Origin of the sequence: Burkholderia sp. LS-044, assembly GCF_004803625.1 — a bacterium.
Lineage (GTDB): Bacteria > Pseudomonadota > Gammaproteobacteria > Burkholderiales > Burkholderiaceae > Burkholderia > Burkholderia cepacia.
In genome coordinates this window covers 68,411-86,035 of record NZ_SSWO01000021.1, presented here as the reverse complement: position 1 = coordinate 86,035, position 17,625 = coordinate 68,411, and the positions used below count along the sequence as shown (strand labels likewise).

Below are 17,625 nucleotides of genomic sequence, written 5' to 3'. Positions count from 1 at the left end.
GCTTGGCGCGGCGCGGTCGCACGACGCGGGCCGCGTGTGCATCGCGCGGCTGCGCGATCAGCGCTTGTTGCCCGGCATCGCGAGGCCGATCAGGCCGATGAACGATGCGACGGCGCCGCCCGCGATCAGTAGGATCGTCTTCGTCGCGGGCGAACCGGTGAAGAAGCGCGACACGTTGTCGTTGATCGAATGGAACGACTGGCCGCCGAAATACAGCAGCACGACGCCGCCGACGAGCAGTGCAACCGAGATGACCCGGGACATACCAACCTCGCTGAAACGGTGATTCGAGACGCCGCAGTGTAGGCGACGACCGCGGCCGCGTCCATCGCCGTGCCGCCGTGCGCGATCCGGCCGCTTTCGCTACCATAGTCGTCGTATGACTCCTTCGCCGCCGTCGCGCCATCGGCGCGGCCGGCGCGCGTCCCTTCCTCCGATGTCCTGACGGAACAGACTCATGGCCTACGAAGCAGCTTCCGAACGTTATGCCGACATGCAATACCGCACCTGTGGCAAATCCGGGCTCAAACTGCCCGCGCTGTCGCTCGGCCTGTGGCACAACTTCGGCGACTCGACGCCGATCTCGACGCAGCGCGAAATCCTGCGTACCGCGTTCGACCTCGGCATCAACCACTTCGATCTCGCGAACAACTACGGGCCGCCGTACGGCAGTGCCGAAACCAACTTCGGCCGGCTGCTGAAGGAGGATTTCCGGCCGTATCGCGACGAGTTGCTGATCTCGACGAAGGCCGGCTGGGACATGTGGCCGGGGCCGTACGGCAGCGGCGGCGGGTCGCGCAAGTACGTGCTCGCGAGCCTCGACCAGAGCCTGCAGCGGATGGGGCTCGACTACGTCGACATCTTCTATTCGCACCGCTTCGACGCGCACACGCCGCTCGAGGAAACGGCGGGCGCGCTCGCGTCGGCCGTGCAGCAGGGCAAGGCGCTCTATATCGGCATTTCGTCGTATTCGGCGGCGAAGACGCGCGAGATGGCCGAGCTGCTCGCGCAGTACAAGGTGCCGCTGCTGATCCATCAGCCGTCGTACAACCTGCTGAACCGCTGGGTCGAAACCGAGCTGCTCGGCACGCTCGACGAGATCGGCACGGGCAGTATCGCGTTCACGCCGCTCGCGCAGGGGTTGCTCACGTCGAAGTACCTGAACGGCGTGCCGGCCGACGCGCGCGTGAACAAGCCGGGCGGCGGCTCGCTGAAGCAGGATCACCTGAGCGCGGACAACCTCGAGCACGTGCGCAAGCTCAACGCGATCGCCGAGCGGCGCGGGCAGAGCCTTGCGCAGATGGCGCTCGCATGGGTGCTGCGCAACGGCCGCGTGACGTCCGCGCTGATCGGCGCGAGCCGTGCGGAGCAGGTGCGTGAAAACGTCGGTGCGCTGAAGCACCTCGAATTCTCGGCGGAGGAACTCGCGGAGATCGACCGTTACGCGACGGAAGGCGGCATCAATCTGTGGGAAAAGCCGTCCACCGATCAGGCGATCTGACCGGCGGTCGATACGGCATGCGAAATATCGCGTGCCGTATCAATGGCTCGCGTGTGGCCTGTCGCATCGCTGCGGTGCAGCGATGCACGGCACGCACGGGTGGTGCGCCGCTAGATCAGCGCAGGCAGGCCTTCGACGAGCAATACCGCGACGCCGACGCCGAGGATGACGCCCAGCACGCGTAGCAGGTTGTGGCGGAATTCGGTTGCGCACGGCACCGCGCCGAGAAATAGCGCTCCGGCCAGCGCCATCGGAATCAACAGGATGAAGTCGCCGATCGTGAAGTAGGTTGTCATGCGTGTCTCCAGTGTCGGCCGGAGTTAGCGCTTTAGCGCTTACTCCGGCCCCATCCCTGTGGGATCTCGGCCGGAGTCGGCACTTCAGCGCTTACTCCGGCCCCATCCCTGTGGGATCTCGGGCGGAGTCGGCACTTCAGCGTTTGCTCCGGCTCCATGCCGGGTGTTTCTAGTGTTGGTCGCGACCCGATTGCGAGCGGGCCGGTCAATTCGAGTATAGGCAACCGGCAGCGCTTTTCGCTATCCGAACCATTAAAAATCAGCGGAATGCCCGGCGTATCACGCATTTTTCCCGCAAGTCAGACGAACGCCTTGCGCACATCTTTCTCGTGCCTTTCGATTTCTGCGGATTCATCGCATGTGTCCGGGGCGTGCCGCCGCACCCGCGGGCGCGGCGGCACGCCCGCTCATGCGCGGTCGGGTCGCACGCGGCCGGCCGGCGCGCGAAACACGAGCGCGAGCCCCGCGATGATCGCGCCCATGCCGGCGAGCGCGAGCGGCTCGGGCCGGTTGCCGAGCCACACGGCATCCATCAGCGTGGTGACGACGGGCACGAGATAGAACAGGCTCGTCACGTTGACGAGATCGCCGCGCTGCATCAACCGGTAGAACAGCAGTTGCGCGATCACCGAAATCACGATGCCGAGCCACAGCAGCGGGATCACGAACGCCCAGCTCATGTCGAACGACACCGGCCGGAACGGCACGATCGCCACGCACAGCGCGAGGCCGATCGCATTCTGCAACGGCAGCACGTCGGCGGGCGCCGCCCGTACGCGCTTTTGCAGCAGCGAGCCGGCGGTCAGTGCGACGAGCGCGGTGAGCGCGCACGCGATGCCCGCGAGCGACAGGCCGCCGTCGCCCACGCCGTCGCCCACGCCGTCGCCCACGCCGCGGCACACGACGAGCGCGAGGCCGGCGAGTGACAGCGCGAGTCCCGCGATGCGCACGGGCTGCCAGCGTCGCTCGACGAGCGCGAGCGTGAGGATCGGCTGCACGCCGAGGATCGTGGCGAGCACACCCGGCGCGATCCCGCGTTCGAGCGCGAGCAGGTAGAAGATCGAATAGCCGCCCATCATCAGCAAGCCGGTCGACGCGGCCATGCGCCGTTCGCCGCGCGGCGGCAGCCAGCGTTTGCGCACGAAGGCCAGCCCGAGCAGCACGAGCGATGCAAGGGCGAAACGTGCGGTGAGAAAGACGAATGCGGATGCGTGACGCAGACCGAGTTCAGCGAAGATCGCGCCGCTGCTCCACAGCAGCACGAAGAGCGACGTCGCGCCATGCGCGGCGAGCGCGCGTTTGAACGAAACCATGTGAATCCACCTGTCGAACGGATCGGAACGTTCCATTCGCGCGCGCAGCAGCGAGCCGGGCGTCACGACGCACGAATGCAAGCCTGCGGGCGAATGGAAGACGAAACGGAAGCCGGCTGGTCAGCCGGCGCGTGCCGCCGGAGGGGGCGGCGCGGCGCCGACGAGCGGCGGTGCGACAGGAGGAGGAAGAACCGACGGATGCGCACACGCCTGCGGCCGCGAGTCGAACTGCGGCCGGGATTTTGCAAGGGCGGACGTGAGCGGATGCATCGGATCGGAATGCGCTGGAACGCGAATGAAGCATCAAAGGTACCGCAAGGCCGACATCGGACGCAACCACTGTCGGTGGCATTGCATGACGCAGCGCGGCGTGCGGTGAAGCACGCGGTGATGCGGGTGGCGAAGTGGGTGGCGAAGCGGGCGGTGCGTGCGCAACCGTCGTCGTGCCGGTTGCGTTCGAGGTACGGGGAAGGCGATGACGGTGCGACGTCGTGCGGCCACGGCGGTCGCGCGAAATTTCCCGGTGATGCGACACCGGGCCCGCGATGCGCGTGCGGCATGCGTCACGGGTGCGTCGCGGTGCCGACGCGGATTCGGCGGGCAGTCACATTCGACAGGGTATGATGGGGGTAACCGGGCGGGCAAGCGCCTGTCCGGCGCAGTGGTTGATTGGAGACATTCGACGAATTCGCGGCACTTCGCCTGCTTCTTCTTCTTTTCGCGCTTCGATAAACCGTGAACAATGGGATTACGCGCAACGCTCCGACGAGAGCGCGCGGATCGTGCATTTGCCGGCTCGCCACCGAGCCGGGTTTCAAGAGTCAAGAGTGGGGAACCATCATGCATGTCGGGTCGATTGTCTGCACTACCCATATCGCTGTGCCGAAGGGCGCACGCGGCATCGTCCAGCGCATCCTGGGCGACATGGCCATGGTGACCTGGTACGCGGGCGTACCGGGCGAGTCGAAGGAACTCAACACCGAGCCGTTCTTTCTCGAGGACCTGATCGACACCGGCGAATCCGTGCTGCCGGCCGGCGCGGCGCTTCACTGAGCGCATACGCCGCACCGGGCGCTCGTCTTTCGGCCCGGCTGGCGGCACAATGCGGGGCATGAAAGACGTCACTTCCGCTCCCGCTTCTCCCGCCGGCCCGCCGTTCGCCGGACTCACGCCCGAGTGCGTGCTCGATGCGCTCGACAGCGTGCTGATGCCGGCCGGCCTGCGCACCGACGGGCGCCTGCTCGCGCTCAACAGCTACGAAAACCGCGTGTATCAGGTGGGCATCGAAGACGGCCCGCCGGTCGTCGCGAAGTTCTACCGTCCGGCCCGCTGGTCGGACGAAGCGATCCTCGAAGAGCATGCGTTCGTCGCCGAGCTCGCCGCGCGCGAGATTCCGGCGGTGCCCGCGCGCACATTCGACGGCCGCACGCTGCACGCGTTCGACGGTTTCCGCTTCTCGATCTTCGAGCGGCGCGGCGGCCGCGCGCCTGACCTCGACCGCAGCGACACGCTCGAATGGCTCGGCCGCTTCATCGGCCGGATCCATGCGGTCGGCGCGACGCAGCCGTATGCCGCGCGTCCCGTGCTCGATATCAGTACGTTCGGCTACGAGCCGCGCGACTACCTGCTCGCGCACGATTTCATTCCGGACGATGTACGGCCCGCGTATGAGACCGCCGTGACGCTCGCGCTCGAAGGCGTCGAGGCCGCGTTCGAGCGGGCGGGCGAGATCCGCCTGCTGCGCACCCACGGCGATTGTCATCCGAGCAACGTGCTGTGGACCGATGCCGGCCCGCACTTCGTCGACTTCGACGACAGCCGGATGGCGCCCGCGATCCAGGATCTGTGGCTGTTGTTGCCGGGCGATCGCGAAGGCGCGTCGCGTGCGCTCGCGGACCTGCTGGCCGGCTACGAGGATTTCTGCGAATTCGAGCCGCGCGAGTTGCATCTCGTCGAAGCGCTGCGCACGCTGCGGCTGATCCACTACGCGGCATGGCTCGCGCGACGCTGGGACGATCCCGCCTTCCCCGCCGCGTTCCCGTGGTTCAACACGCACCGCTACTGGGAAGCACGCGTGCTCGAGTTGCGCGAGCAGATCGGCGCGATGCAGGAAGGGCCGCTCTGGCCCGTGTGACGGCGCGCGCGGCACCGGCGCCGCGCGGCCTGCCGGTGCGGGCCGCGGCGCGATGCGCGCGGCCCGTTCGATCCCTTCCGTTCAGAACTTCAGCATCAGCTTGATCAGCGCGGAGAAGCGCTTGCCGTACGGCGGCGCGAGCAGGTTGCGCGTGTTCAGGCGCGTCTGCGTGAGTACCGGCTTCATCTTCGAGAACGTCACGAAGCCGTCGTAGCCGTGATATGCGCCCATGCCGCTCGCACCGACACCGCCGAACGGCAGGCTGCCGCACGCGATGTGCATCAGCGTTTCGTTGATCGACACGCCGCCCGAGACCGTTTCGCGCATCACGCGGTCGATCGTGCCGCCGTCCTCGTCGAACAGGTAGAGCGCAAGCGGACGCGGGCGCGCATTCACGTATGCGATCGCTTCGTCGAGCCGCTCGTACGGCACGAGCGGCAGCAGCGGCCCGAAGATTTCCTCCTGCATCAGCTGCGACGCGGCCGGCACCTGCGTGACCGCGCACGGCACGAAGCGGCGCGATGCAGGATCGGATTGTGCGTCGGACAGCGGATGCAGCTGCGCGCCGGCCGCCTGCGCGTCGCTGGCGAGCTGCTGCAGCCGGGCGTAGTGGCGCGGCGACACGATCGTCGTGTAGTCGCCGTTGGTCGACAGGTCGGGGTACATCTTCGCGAACCGTGCCCGCGCGCGCTCGATGAACGCGGCCTCCATCCCGCGCGGCAGCAGCACGTAGTCGGGCGCGATGCAGGTCTGGCCCGCGTTCAGCGTCTTGCCCGCGACGATCGCGTCGACGGCCGCATCGAAGCGCGCGTTCGGCCCGACGATGGCCGGTGACTTGCCGCCGAGTTCGAGCGTGACGGGCGTGAGGTTGTCGGCGGCCGCGCGCATCACGTGGCGGCCGACGTGCGTCGAGCCGGTGAACAGCAGGTGATCGAACGGCAGCCCGCTGAACGCGGCGCCCACTTCCGCATCGCCGTTCACGACCGCGACGTGGTCGCGCGTGAAGGTCTTCGCAATGAGCTGCTCGAACAGCGCCGACGTGCGCGGCGTCAGTTCGGACATCTTGATGATCGCGCGGTTGCCGGCCGCGAGCGCGCAGATCAGCGGGCCGGCCGCGAGCAGCACCGGGTAGTTCCACGGTACGACGATGCCGACCACGCCGAGAGGCTGCGGAATCACCTTCGCGCGCGCCGGGCGCAGCCACTTGTTCATCGGCTTGCGGATCGGTTTCATCCAGCGCTTGCCGTGCTTGAGCGCGTCGTCGATCTCTTCCTTCGCCATCCAGATTTCCGACAGCAGCACTTCCTGCTTCGCGCGATGACCGAAATCGGCGCTGATCGCTTCGGCGAGTGCGTCCGCGTGGTCGATCAGCATCGTGCGCAGCGCGCGCAAGTGCTGCACGCGCGTTTCCCATGCCGGGTACGGTGCGCGCAGGTAGGCCGCGCGCTGGTCGCGCAGCAGCGACGTCAGTGCATCGACCGACGGCAGTGCTTGCGGGGCCAGTTCGGGCAGGTCGTTCTTCATGTCGTCTCCTCCAGTTGGGCCTGGCTGGTCGGCCGGCCGTCACGCCGCATGCGCACGCTCGGCGAGCGCGGCGACGCGGATCGGGGTGGTGCGTGTCGCGCGGCGCGGGGCCGGATGCGACGTGTGCTCGAAAACCGGTTCAAGCGTGCAGCGGGCGTCGCATCCACGCGACGGTGTGTGCATCCGGAAACCGTGTTGCGGCGCGTGGGCATGCAGTGCGATGCAACCGTTGCCGGGCGCGCGACGCCGCGGCGCGACTGCCCGCCTGCGCACCGAAGCGGGGTGGCGCGACGGGGCCGTCAAACCATGCCGCGGCGCATCGTGCCGCCGTGGCGACAAACCGTCCAAACGGTCGGCGACGACGCGTGCCGTTCGATTTCGATCGACTGCGCGCATGACGCGGGGCACCTCCGCGCGGGCAGCCGTTTGAAATGAAATGCGGGCTGCGCGCATCGCATCCGGACAACCCGGTCGGCACGCGGCCTGCAGAACCTGGCGCTGCATCGTCGTCTCTCCCGTTTCGCGACGGATCGGCTTCTCGTGGCCGGCGCGTCGCGCAAAGCGAATCGATACATCTTAAATTTAGTTCACGCGAGCGTTTAGAGGAATCGCTCTTGAATCCGCGCGCCGCGCGCACGGTGGCGATTCCTACAATGCCCGAACACTACAAGGACGCGGTCGCGCGGCGGTGCCGGGCGCCTTCCATGAGACGACGGAGACGTGACATGCAATACGACTACATCATCGTCGGCGGCGGGTCGGGCGGATCGAGCCTGGCAGGCCGCCTCGCCGATGCCTGCCCCGATGCGACGATCGCGCTGATCGAGGCCGGCTCGCATACGGAGCGCAACCTGCTGGTCAACATGCCGGTCGGCATCGCGGCGCTGGTACCGTTCAAGCTCGGCACGAACTACGGCTACGAGACGGTGCCGCAGCCGGGCCTCGGCGGGCGGCGCGGCTACCAGCCGCGCGGGCGCGGGATGGGCGGCTCGAGCGCGATCAACGCGATGATCTACACGCGCGGCCACCCGGGCGACTACGACGAATGGGCGCAACTCGGCGCGACGGGCTGGGGCTGGCAGGACGTGCTGCCGTATTTCCGGCGCGCGGAAGGCAACGAACGCGGCGCCGATGCGTGGCACGGCGCGGACGGCCCGCTGTCGGTGTCGGATCTGCGCTTTCGCAATCCGTTCTCCGAACGATTCATCCAGGCCGCGCATGCGGCTGGCTATCCGCTGAATGACGACTTCAACGGCGCGACGCAGGAAGGCGTCGGCTTCTATCAGGTCACGCACCGCGACGGCTCGCGCTGCAGCGTCGCGCGTGCGTACATCTACGGCCGCAACCGGCCGAACCTGCACGTGATCACCGATGCGACGGTGCTGCGCGTCACGTTCGACGGCAAGCGCGCGGCCGGCGTCGCGGTTGCACGCAACGGGCGCGTCGAGACGCTCGACGCGCGCGCGGAAGTGATCCTGTCGGCCGGCGCGTTCAATTCGCCGCAGCTGCTGATGTGCTCGGGAATCGGCCCGGCCGAGCAACTGCGCCGGCACGGGATCGCCGTCGTGCAGGATGCGCCGGACGTCGGCACGAACCTGATCGACCATATCGACTTCATCATCAACACGCGCGTGAATTCGTCGGAACTGGTCGGCGTGTGCCTGCGCGGGATCGCGAAGATGACGCCCGCGCTCGCGCGCTATTTATCGAGCCGCACCGGGATGATGACGAGCAACGTCGCGGAGGCCGGCGGCTTCATCAAGAGCGATCCGTCGCTCGAGCGCCCCGACCTGCAGCTGCATTTCTGCACGGCGCTCGTGGACGACCACAACCGCAAGATGCACTGGGGCTTCGGCTATTCGCTGCACGTGTGCGCGCTGCGGCCGTTCAGCCGCGGCACGGTGACGCTCGCGACCGGCGATGCGCGTGACGCACCGCTGATCGATCCGCGCTTCTTCAGCGATTCGCGCGATCTCGACCTGCTCGTGCGGGGCACGCAGGCGATGCGCAGGATCCTGTCGCAGGCGCCGCTCGCGTCGCAGGGCGGGCGCGAGCTGTACACGCGGGCGGACCAGAGCGAAGCGGAGCTGCGCAAGACGATCGTCGAGCATGCCGACACGATCTACCACCCGGTCGGCACCTGCCGGATGGGGTCGGACGCGCACGCGGTCGTCGATCCGCAACTGCGCGTGCGCGGCGTCGAAGGATTGCGCGTGGTGGATGCGTCGGTGATGCCGACGCTGGTCGGCGGGAACACGAATGCGCCGTCGGTGATGATCGGCGAACGCGCGGCGGACTTCATCGTCGCGGCGCGCAAGGGCGGCGTGTCGCGCGGCGAGGCGGCTGCCGCGGTGCACGGCCGCTGAACGGCGCGCGCACGCGGGCAGTCATGCTCAGGCAAACGTATCGACGAGGCCGGCGCGGCTCACGCTCGCGGCGACCGGTGCGGATTGCGCAGCGTCGACCGGTGCATCGACGGCTGACGATCCGCCGCTCCCGCGCCGCGACGACTGCCCGCCGGCGAAGGACGATTGCGGGTTCTGCTGCTGCGAAGCGAAGCCGCCGTCGCTGACGGTCGCGCTGCCCAGTCCGAGCCCGCCCGATTCCATCGCTTCGCGCAGCTTCGGCAGCGCGGCTTCGACCGCGTCGCGCACCTGCGCGTGCTGCGACACGAACAGCGCGTGCGCGTGATTGTCCGCGACGCGCAGCACGACCTGCAGCGGCCCGAGATCGGGCGGGTTGAGGGTCAGCTCGGCGCTCTGCTGGTGCGCATTCGACAGAAACACGACCTTCTGGCTCAGCGCGTCCGTCCAGTCCGGGGTGCCGACGTGCGGGGCGAGCACGTGCGCGTTCGCCGCGGCGATCGCTCCCGCGGCCGGCGACAACTGCAGGTTCGCCTGTGTCGCGGCGGCCGCCGTTGCGCCGGCCGCGAGCGTCGCGCTGGCGGCCGGATCCGTCGCGTCGCCGGCTGCCGCGAGCGCGTGCTGCTCGCCCGACTGCGCATTCGCGTTGGCCTGCAGCGCCTGCGCGGTGGCCTGCGTCGGCGTTTGCTGGGGCGCGAGCGCCCCCTTCGCGTCGGCGAGGGTGCGGTCGAAGGTCGGGACCTTCGGTGTCAGCGGTGCGGTGGCGCCGGTCGATGCGGTCGATGCCGGGGCCGACGCGGTCGGGCCGGCCGCGGGTATCGCGATCGCGCCCGAGCCGCCCGTCAGCCTGTCGAGCGCGGTCTGCAGCGCATCGCGGCCCGACGCGGGCGTGGCCGGCTGGGCGGCCGCGGCGGCGTCCGTGGCCGCGTGATCCGCCAGCGTGGCCGTGGCATCGGGCTGGCCGGACACGGCCGCCTTTTGTGCAGCGGCGGCGGCAGCAGCCGGATCGACCGGCGCTGCGTTGTCCATGCGCGCCTGCAGTTGCGCCTGCACGGCAGCGGCGGCCGCGAGCGCGGCGGCGTCGGGGTTGGCGGCGGTGTTCGTGGTCGTATCGTCGGTCGCGTCGTCGTCATCGGTCGCGGACGGCTTCGTGCCGGCGGCCGGCTTCGACGAAGCCTGTTTCGTCGAAGCATCCGGCGCGCCGGCATTCGACGAATCGCGACGCGTGACGACGCTTTGCTTCAGCGTCTGCGCGAACGGCACCGCGGTCGCGGCATCGTTGCCGGCGGCGGCGCCGGACGAACCCGAGCCGCGGGCGGCCTGGAGTGCGGTGCCGGCGGTGTCGAGCAGCGCGCCGAGCAGGGGCAGGGGAGGCATGACGTTCTCTCGTTCGAATGCGGTGGTCGGTTACGACGAACGGGCCGCGTCGGCCCGCATGCGCAGGATCTTCGCGGCGTGTTCGTCGGCATCGCGCTGTTCGCGCCGGGCTTCGCGCTTCGCTTCCTGCGCGACGCCGCGCGCCTGCAGGATTTCATACGAGCCGACGGTGCGTTTCTTCTGTTGCCAGTTCGGGCGTGCTTCGTCGATGCGGACTTCGGCCGCGGCCAGCACGCTGCGCTGCTGCGCGATCGCGGCGTCGAGCGTGTCGATGAACGCCTGGAAATTGCGCCAGTTGCCGGCCGGCATCCCGTGCTGGGCGGATTGCGAGAAGCGCGCGTGGTATTCGTCGCGGTAGCGCAGCAACGCGTCGAGCTGCTCGGCGGCCGCGGTGCGGTCGCGCTGCGCGGTGCCGAGCTGCTTCGCGGCCGAGTCGAGGTCGTCCTGCGCGCGGTCGAGCAGCAACTGAAGGGGAAAGCCGTGAGCCATCTGGATCAGCCTCCGTAAGCGTCGAACAGTGCATCGAGCCCGGCGAGGCTCGACGCGAACGGCGCGCATTCGCGAAAGCCCTGCTGCAGGAACGCCTCGATGCGCGGATAGAGCGCGATCGCGCGGTCGAGCTGCGCGTCGCGGCCGGGCGCGTACGCGCCGACCGCGATCAGGTCGCGATTGCGCTGGTAGCGCGACAGCATCTGCTTGAACTGCCGGACGTGGTCGAGATGCGTTTCGTCGATCAGCGCGGTCATCGCGCGGCTGATCGACGCCTCGATGTCGATCGCCGGATAGTGGCCGGCCTCGGCAAGCGCACGCGACAGCACGACGTGGCCGTCGAGGATCGCGCGCGCCGAATCGGCGATCGGGTCCTGCTGGTCGTCGCCTTCGGTCAGCACCGTGTAGAACGCGGTGATCGAGCCGCCGCCCTCCGGCCCGTTGCCGGTGCGCTCGACGAGCGCCGGCAGCTTCGCGAACACCGACGGCGGGTAACCCTTGGTCGCGGGCGGCTCGCCGATCGCGAGCGCGATCTCGCGCTGCGCCATCGCGTAGCGCGTCAGCGAATCCATCAGCAGCAGCACGTGCTTGCCCTGGTCGCGGAAATACTCGGCGAGCGACGTCGCATAGGCCGCGCCCTGCATCCGCAGCAGCGGCGAGACGTCGGCCGGCGCCGCGACGACGACCGAGCGTGCGAGCCCGTCCTCGCCGAGGATCTGTTCGATGAACTCCTTCACTTCGCGGCCGCGTTCGCCGATCAGCCCGATCACGATCACTTCCGCGCTCGTGTAGCGCGCCATCGTGCCGAGCAGCACCGACTTGCCGACGCCGGAGCCGGCGAACAGGCCCATCCGCTGGCCGCGGCCGACGGTGAGCAGCGCGTTGATCGCACGCACGCCGACGTCGAGCACGTGGTGGATCGGTTCGCGCTCGAGCGGGTTGATCGACGGCGCCGACAGCGGCGCGTCGACCTTCGACGCGAGCGGGCCGAGGCCGTCGAGCGGGCGGCCCGACGCGTCGACGACGCGCCCGAGCATCTCCCAGCCGACCGGCAGACGCTTCGCGCCCGCGAGCGGATCGGCCACCGGCGCGGTTTCGCGGGGCCAGACGCGCGCACCGGGCAGCACGCCGGCGACGTCGGTGGTCGGCATCAGGAACAGGCGGTCGCCGGCGAAGCCGACGACTTCCGCTTCCGCGTGCGGCAGCGTGCTGCCGGGCGGCAGTTCGATCGTGCATTCGGCGCCGACCGACAGGCGCAGCCCGATTGCCTCGAGCACGAGGCCGGCCGCGCGCGTCAGGCGTCCGCACGGGCGCAGCGGCAGCGCGCGGTGGCTGCGCGCTGCGAGGCCGTTCAGGTGCGTGCGCCAGTGCGCGAGATGCGGGTTGTGCGGCGCGCGCGGAGCGTGCCCGGCGGGCGGCGTGGCGCCGGAGGCGTCGGCCGCTGCGGCGGCGCCGTGCGGGTGTGCGTCATGCGTGTCGTGTGCGGCGTCGGGGCCGAACGACGCGAGCGCGAGCTCGCGTTCGAGCGGCGTCAGGCCGTCGTGCGCGAGCGCTTCGGGCGGCCGCGTCACCACGTGCTCACCTTGCCGATCGCGGCGGCGACGCGCTGCCAGCGCGTGGGCAGCGTCGCGTCGACCTCGCCGGTCGCGGCGTGCGCGCGGCAGCCGCCGCGCTCGATCGACGCGTCGGTGCGCACGTTCCAGCCGAGCGTATCGAGATCGTCCTGCAGATAGGCTTCGACGACGGGCAGGTCGGCCGGATTCACCGCGAGATGCGGCGCGCCGGACAGCGCGGGTTCGGCCGCGAGCACGTCGCGCACGGCCGCGACGAGCGCGGCGGGGTCGTGCTTCACGTGCTGGCGCACGACCTGTTGCGCGATGTCGAGCGCGAGCTGCGCGATGTCGGCGGCCAGATCGTGCTCGACGCTCGACACGGCCTCGCGGAACGACGCGGCGAGCGCCGCGAGCTGCGCGGCCTGTTCGCGCGCGTCGGCCTGGCCGGCTTCGAACCCCTGTGCGCGGCCCTGCTCGAAACCGGCCTGGTAGCCGAGCGCCTGGCCTTCGACATGGCCGGCCGCATGGCCTTCGGCGTGCGCGGCGTCGCGCACGCGCTGCAGGTCCTCGGCGAGCGCGGCGGCGGCCGCTGCCGCGTCGTCGGGCGGCGGCGGGGGCGGCGGCGGGTCGAACGACGCCATCTCCCACCGCTGGTAGGCGGTGAGGGTGCCCGCGCGATCGCTCGCCGAATCAGACATACGCGTCTTCCGCCTTGCCGCCGATCGCGATCGCGCCGCTCTCGGCCAGGTTGCGCACGATCTGCAGGATGCGGCGCTGCTGCGTCTCGACTTCGGACACGCGTACCGGGCCGCGCGCGTCGAGATCCTCGGCGAGCAGTTCGGCCGCGCGCTGCGACATGTTCGCGAGGAACTTCTGGCGCAGCGCGGGCGGCGCGCCCTTCAGCGCGATGATCAGCGTTTCCGACTCGACTTCCTTGAGCACCATCTGGATCGCGCGGTCCTCGAGGTCGAGCAGGTTCTCGAACACGAACATCTGGTCGACGATCTTCTGCGCGAGATCCGCGTCGTACTGGCGCACGCTTTCGAGCACGCCTTCCTCATGTACGCTCGTCATGAAGTTCAGGATCTCGGCCGCGGTGCGGATGCCGCCCATCGGGCTGCGCTTCAGGTTGTCGCTGCCGGACAGCAGGCCCGTCAGCACGTCGTCGAGTTCGCGCAGCGCGGCCGGCTGGATGCCGTCGAGCGTCGCGATCCGCAGCATCACGTCGTTACGCAGGCGTTCGGTGAAGCACGACGCGATCTCGGATGCCTGGTCGCGGTCGAGGTGCACGAGGATCGTCGCGATGATCTGCGGATGCTCGTTCTTGATCAGTTCGGCCACCGCGCCCGAGTCCATCCACTTCAGGCCCTCGATGCCGCTCGTGTCGCTGCCCTGCAGGATGCGGTCGATCAGCACGCCGGCCTTGTCCTCGCCGAGCGCCTTGGTCAGCACCGAGCGGATGTAGTCGCTCGAATCGAGCGACAGCGCGGTGTGCTGCTCCGCTTCCTTCGCGAATTCCTGCAGCACGTCCTCGACCTGCTCGCGCGTGACGTTCTTCAGCGCGGCCATCGCGGCGCCGATCTTCTGGACCTCGCGCGGCGCGAGGAACTTGAATACCTGCGCGGCCTCTTCCTCGCCGATCGACATCAGCAGCAGCGCGCTCTTGGTCAAGCCTTCAGCGTTCATCGGACACCCAGTTCTTCACGACGGTGGCGACGATCTTCGGATCCTGGCGGGCGATCGAGCGCGCGTAGTCGAGGTTGCGTTCGTAACGGTTCTTTTCGCTTTCGAAACCGAGCAGCAGCGCGTCGGGCTCTTCGGCCTTCTCCGGCGCCGGCAGGCCGTCGAGCGCGACCGGATCTTCCGGCGCGGCGAGCGCCGGCGCGACCGGTTCGGGCGGCGGGAACGCGCGGCGCATCGCCGGGCGCACGAACATGAAGTAGAGCGCCGCCGCGGCCGCCGCGATGCCGAGCCACTTCGCGGCTTCCTTCGCCATCGCGATCATGTCGGGCTGGCGCCACCACGGCAGGTCGGCGTACGGGTCGCTCGCGGTCGAGAACGCGCTGTTCACGACGTTCACCGAGTCGCCGCGCTTGGCGTCGTAGCCCATCGCGTCCTTCACGAGCTGCTCGACCTGCGCGAGCTTCGCCGGCGGCAGCGGCTGCATCGTCACGTGGCCCTTCGCGTCGGCGACCGGCTGGTAGTTGACGACGACCGCGACCGACAGCCGCTTCACGCTGCCCATCGGCTGCTCGAGGTGACGGATCGTCTTGTCGAGCTCGTAGTTGGTCGTCTGGTCCTTGCGGTCGCTCACGGGCGTCGTCTGCGGCGCGTTCTGGCCGTTGCCGGCGACGATCGGCGCGGACGCCGGCTGCGGCGGCGTGTTCGACAACGCGCCCGGCACGCCCGACGCGCCGCCCTGCGCGAGCTCGGTCGCGCTGCTGGTCTGCTGGCTGCGGATCGCGGATTGCTGCGGATTGCCGTTCGGGCCGTAGCTTTCCGACGTCTGCTCGACCTTCGAGAAATCGAGGTCCGCGCTGACCTGCGAGCGCGCGTTGCCCGTGCCGAAGATCGGCGCGAGGATCGCGTCGATGCGCTTCTGCGTGTTGTGCTCGACCTGCTGCACGTACTTGAGCTGGCTCGCGTCGAGGCCGGATGCCGAGGCGGTCTGGGTCAGCAGGTTGCCGTCCTGGTCGACGATCGTCACGTTCTTCGCGGGCATGTCGGGCACGCCGGACGACACCATCCGCGTGATCGCCTGCACCTGGCCCTCGTCGAGCACGCGGCCCGGGTAGAGGTCGACGAACACCGACGCGCTCGGCGCTTCCTTGTCGCGCACGAACACCGACGGCTTCGGGATCGCGAGATGCACGCGCGCGCCGCGCACGGCGTTGATCGATTCGATGGTGCGCTGCAGCTCGCCTTCGAGCGCGCGCTGGTAGTTGATCTGCTCGGCGAACTGGCTGATGCCGAACTTCTGGTTGTCCATCAGCTCGAAGCCGACCGAGCCGCCCTTCGGCAGCCCCATCGCGGCGAGCTTCAGGCGCGTTTCATGTACCTGGTTCGACGGCACGAGGATCGCGCCGCCGGCATCGGCGAACTTGTAGGGAACGTTTGCCTGCTGGAGCGCGGCGATGATCGCGCCGCCGTCGCGATCCGACAGGTTGCTGTACAGCACGCGATAGTCGGGCGCGCGGCTCCACAGCACGAGCGCGGTGATCACGGCGACCGCGAACGCGACGGCGATCAGGAACGGCAGCTTCGGGTTGCCCTTCATCCGCGAGATGCCGGGAATGCGTTCCGCGAAGCCGCCAAGCCCGAAGTCCGCGCCTGCGCCACCCGCGCCCGGCAACGCGGCGGCCGCGGCGGCGCCGGGCGCCGGGCTGGCGAGGCCCGCGCGGGCGTCTGGGTTGATCAGCGAGTTGGCCTGCGAATCCATGCGTCGAGTTTCTCCGGAGCGGGACGACTGAGCTCGCTCGGGCGAGCGGGCGGACAATGACACGATGCGATTATCGTGACCCGGGCCCTGTTCCGATCGACTGAAAAGAGCGGGGTTTCCCCCGTACTTTCTCGGCTTTGACGCGCGGCGCGCTGCTATCCTTTTTCGCGATCCGGCATGGTGCGCGTGGTGCGGCGCCGGCGGAAACACCCGGTGCGCCGGGTCTCTTCTCTCGGTTTTGGGGACAGCATGACTGCGAACGTCAGCGGAATCGGTTCGGTGTTGCAACAGATGCAGTCGATGGCCGCGCAGGCGTCCGGCGGCGTCGCGAGCCCGACGGCAGCGCTGGCCGGTTCAGGCGCGGCGACGGCCGGCACGTTCGCGAGCGCGATGAAGGCGTCGCTCGACAAGATCAGCGGCGACCAGCAGCACGCGCTCGGCGAGGCGCAGGCGTTCGAGGTCGGTGCGCCGAACGTCTCGCTGAACGACGTGATGGTCGACATGCAGAAAGCCAACATCGGCTTCCAGTTCGGGCTCCAGGTCCGCAACAAGCTGGTGAGCGCTTACAACGACATCATGCAGATGTCGGTGTGATGCGTGCGGCACCCGGGGACGGGTACCCGGCGACGGGCACCCGTGGGCGGCCATCCGGCGAAAGTCGTTCAGGGAAGGCCTCCGGGCCGGCGCCTTCGGCGCCCCGGCGGCAGGCCGCGCTTGCCTAAAGCTTTTCAAATCCCTTCCGATAACTCCGGTGAAGGCCGCGTCGTGCGATGCACGGCGGCGGTTCCCGTATAGCCAAGGCATAACAAGGAGAAGCGCATGTTTTCCCCAGGACACGCTGGAGCCAGTGCATACGCGCGTGTCGGCGTCGAGACGGGGGTGATGGGCGCCTCCCCGCACCGTTTGATCGCGATGCTGTACCAGGGCGCGCGGCAGGCGGTTGCGCTGGCGCGCATGCATTTGCAGCAGGGCAATGTGTCCGCGCGCGGCGATGCGATCGGCAAGGCGATCCGGATCGTCGAGAGCGGGCTGAAGGCGTCGCTGAACCGCGACGCGGGCGGCGAGATCGCGGAGCGGCTGGACGCGCTGTATGCGTATATCGGCCGGCGTCTGCTGGAAGCGAACGCACAGGCGAGCGACGCGATGCTGGTCGAGGTCGACGGGCTGCTCGCGACGCTCGAGGAAGCATGGACGGGGATCGCCCCGGAAGTCGCGCGGATGGCCGCGCAACAGGCAGTGGAAGCATCGAGATGAATCGCAAGGCCGAATACTTCGCACGTTACGAGGCGCTCGCCGCCGTGTCGGGCCGGATGCTGGGCGCCGCCCGCAGCGCCGACTGGAGCGCGTTGCCGGGGTTGCAGGCCGAATTCACGGCACTCGTCGACGGGCTGAAGGAAGCCGATCCGGGCGTCGTGCTCGACGAATCGGATCTCGGCCGCAAGCTCGACCTGATCCGCCGCATCCTGGCCGACGACGCCGCGATCCGCGACCTCGCGAGCCCGGACGTCGCGCGGCTGTCCGCGCTGTTCGAGGCGCGGCGCTCGACCAAGGTATTGACCGATCTCTACCGCGCGCGCGGGTAGGGCCCGTTTCCCGGGAAGCCGGGAGGCGGAGGGGCGGGCGCGGGGCGCACGAG

Annotated in this window: 18 protein-coding genes; 7 read left to right on the top strand and 11 right to left on the bottom strand. The window is 69.3% G+C overall.

The features are described from left to right. Positions 1–57: 57 nt before the first annotated feature. Positions 58–264, bottom strand: a complete 207-nt coding sequence (locus tag E9536_RS35715; RefSeq protein WP_021163509.1) for a DUF3185 family protein — start codon at positions 262–264, stop codon at positions 58–60. A 193-nt stretch (positions 265–457) separates the two neighbouring features. Between E9536_RS35715 and mgrA the strand changes: the two genes are divergently transcribed. Further along, positions 458–1,501 carry an L-glyceraldehyde 3-phosphate reductase gene (mgrA, locus tag E9536_RS35710; RefSeq protein WP_021163510.1) on the top strand — a complete coding sequence of 348 codons (1,044 nt, stop codon included), beginning with the start codon at positions 458–460 and terminating at the stop codon, positions 1,499–1,501. A 110-nt stretch (positions 1,502–1,611) separates the two neighbouring features. Here the strand turns inward: mgrA and E9536_RS35705 are convergent, their stop codons facing one another. Beyond that, positions 1,612–1,797, bottom strand: coding sequence for a hypothetical protein (locus E9536_RS35705; protein WP_011353526.1), 186 nt, complete (start codon positions 1,795–1,797; stop codon positions 1,612–1,614). A gap of 407 nt (positions 1,798–2,204) precedes the next feature. Next, the gene (locus E9536_RS35695) at positions 2,205–3,110 is read right to left on the bottom strand and encodes a DMT family transporter (RefSeq protein ID WP_136472427.1); all 906 of its coding nucleotides are present in this window, start codon (positions 3,108–3,110) and stop codon (positions 2,205–2,207) included. An 840-nt stretch (positions 3,111–3,950) separates the two neighbouring features. On the opposite strand from E9536_RS35695, the gene E9536_RS35685 reads away from it, so the two are divergent. Beyond that, positions 3,951–4,163, top strand: a complete 213-nt coding sequence (locus E9536_RS35685; protein ID WP_004198969.1) for a hypothetical protein — start codon at positions 3,951–3,953, stop codon at positions 4,161–4,163. A 49-nt stretch (positions 4,164–4,212) separates the two neighbouring features. Continuing rightward, entirely contained in the window at positions 4,213–5,244 is a 1,032-nt protein-coding gene (locus E9536_RS35680; protein WP_059700450.1) for a serine/threonine protein kinase, read from the top strand. Positions 5,245–5,325: 81 nt separating this feature from the next. Here E9536_RS35680 and E9536_RS35675 read toward each other — a convergent pair whose 3' ends face one another. Together E9536_RS35675 and E9536_RS41705 are read right to left on the bottom strand one after the other, a co-directional pair. After that, positions 5,326–6,768, bottom strand: a complete 1,443-nt coding sequence (locus E9536_RS35675; RefSeq protein ID WP_136472425.1) for a coniferyl aldehyde dehydrogenase — start codon at positions 6,766–6,768, stop codon at positions 5,326–5,328. Positions 6,769–6,807: 39 nt separating this feature from the next. Continuing rightward, positions 6,808–7,272, bottom strand: coding sequence for a hypothetical protein (locus tag E9536_RS41705; RefSeq protein ID WP_168799610.1), 465 nt, complete (start codon positions 7,270–7,272; stop codon positions 6,808–6,810). A 221-nt stretch (positions 7,273–7,493) separates the two neighbouring features. Here E9536_RS41705 and E9536_RS35660 point away from each other — a divergent pair, with 221 nt between their 5' ends. Then, positions 7,494–9,134 (top strand): GMC family oxidoreductase N-terminal domain-containing protein, encoded by a 1,641-nt coding sequence (locus E9536_RS35660; RefSeq protein WP_136472423.1) that lies wholly within the window; start codon positions 7,494–7,496, stop codon positions 9,132–9,134. Between the two features lie 27 nt (positions 9,135–9,161). On the opposite strand, the gene E9536_RS35655 is transcribed toward E9536_RS35660, so the two are convergent. The 6 genes from E9536_RS35655 to fliF are packed head-to-tail and all read right to left on the bottom strand — an operon-like array spanning position 9,162 to position 15,989. Then, positions 9,162–10,508 carry a flagellar hook-length control protein FliK gene (locus E9536_RS35655; RefSeq protein ID WP_136472421.1) on the bottom strand — a complete coding sequence of 449 codons (1,347 nt, stop codon included), beginning with the start codon at positions 10,506–10,508 and terminating at the stop codon, positions 9,162–9,164. 30 nt (positions 10,509–10,538) lie between these two features. Further along, entirely contained in the window at positions 10,539–10,997 is a 459-nt protein-coding gene (gene fliJ, locus E9536_RS35650; RefSeq protein ID WP_021163734.1) for a flagellar export protein FliJ, read from the bottom strand. 5 nt (positions 10,998–11,002) lie between these two features. Further along, positions 11,003–12,571: a flagellar protein export ATPase FliI gene (gene fliI, locus E9536_RS35645; RefSeq protein WP_027788886.1), complete on the bottom strand. Its 1,569-nt coding sequence runs from the start codon at positions 12,569–12,571 to the stop codon at positions 11,003–11,005. Continuing rightward, positions 12,565–13,248, bottom strand: coding sequence for a flagellar assembly protein FliH (fliH, locus tag E9536_RS35640; protein ID WP_049117285.1), 684 nt, complete (start codon positions 13,246–13,248; stop codon positions 12,565–12,567). Before fliH ends, fliI begins: the two co-directional genes overlap by 7 nt. Continuing rightward, the gene (fliG, locus tag E9536_RS35635; RefSeq protein WP_027788887.1) at positions 13,241–14,236 is read right to left on the bottom strand and encodes a flagellar motor switch protein FliG; all 996 of its coding nucleotides are present in this window, start codon (positions 14,234–14,236) and stop codon (positions 13,241–13,243) included. Before fliG ends, fliH begins: the two co-directional genes overlap by 8 nt. Then, entirely contained in the window at positions 14,226–15,989 is a 1,764-nt protein-coding gene (gene fliF, locus E9536_RS35630) for a flagellar basal-body MS-ring/collar protein FliF (protein ID WP_059700441.1), read from the bottom strand. Before fliF ends, fliG begins: the two co-directional genes overlap by 11 nt. Before the next feature lie 249 nt (positions 15,990–16,238). Here fliF and fliE point away from each other — a divergent pair, with 249 nt between their 5' ends. The 3 genes from fliE to E9536_RS35610 all read left to right on the top strand — a co-directional run bounded on the left by fliE (position 16,239) and on the right by E9536_RS35610 (position 17,572). Next, positions 16,239–16,583 carry a flagellar hook-basal body complex protein FliE gene (fliE, locus tag E9536_RS35620; RefSeq protein WP_021164033.1) on the top strand — a complete coding sequence of 115 codons (345 nt, stop codon included), beginning with the start codon at positions 16,239–16,241 and terminating at the stop codon, positions 16,581–16,583. Positions 16,584–16,808: 225 nt separating this feature from the next. Beyond that, positions 16,809–17,243 (top strand): flagellar export chaperone FliS, encoded by a 435-nt coding sequence (gene fliS / locus E9536_RS35615; protein WP_021164034.1) that lies wholly within the window; start codon positions 16,809–16,811, stop codon positions 17,241–17,243. Then, positions 17,240–17,572 (top strand): flagellar protein FliT, encoded by a 333-nt coding sequence (locus E9536_RS35610; RefSeq protein ID WP_059523069.1) that lies wholly within the window; start codon positions 17,240–17,242, stop codon positions 17,570–17,572. The genes fliS and E9536_RS35610 overlap by 4 nt, the downstream gene beginning before the upstream one ends. The last annotated feature ends 53 nt before the right edge of the window (positions 17,573–17,625 follow it).